Annotated in this window: 1 pseudogene; it reads right to left on the bottom strand. The window is 69.3% G+C overall.

From position 1 onward, the window contains the following. Positions 1-378: pseudogene (locus tag SB822_RS55335) on the bottom strand (alpha/beta hydrolase); the annotation flags it as partial.

Raw genomic sequence — 378 nt, 5'->3', positions numbered from 1 at the left:
GCCCGCCAGCACTTGCAGACGCGAGCCGGCAATTCGCGGCAGCAACTCCGCGCGCAACGTGTCCACGCGATCGACCTGATCGAGTTCGCCGGCCACCACGAGCACGGGCACGTTGATCGAGCTGACCTCGTGCGTGATGTCCTCGAGCATCGCGGCGTTCGGCCAGGCCGCTCTCGCTTGCGGCGCACCACGCAGGCTGTCGGCGATCACCTGCTCGCGCAGCGCCGGCGTGAGTGGATTCGCGCTCAGCACGTTATCCAGCACCCATTCGATCGATTCCCGCGAGTCGTACGCCGCCGCCATCGCGGCGCGCTGCTCGTCGGGAAGCACCATCGGCGAAGGCGGCGACGGCGCGACGAGCACGACGCCCTGCAGTCC

Origin of the sequence: Paraburkholderia sp. SIMBA_054 (assembly GCF_046534875.1) — a bacterium.
Classification (GTDB): domain Bacteria; phylum Pseudomonadota; class Gammaproteobacteria; order Burkholderiales; family Burkholderiaceae; genus Paraburkholderia; species Paraburkholderia hospita.
Note: the sequence above shows the minus strand (reverse complement) of the source record. Positions and strands in the feature narration are given on the sequence as shown.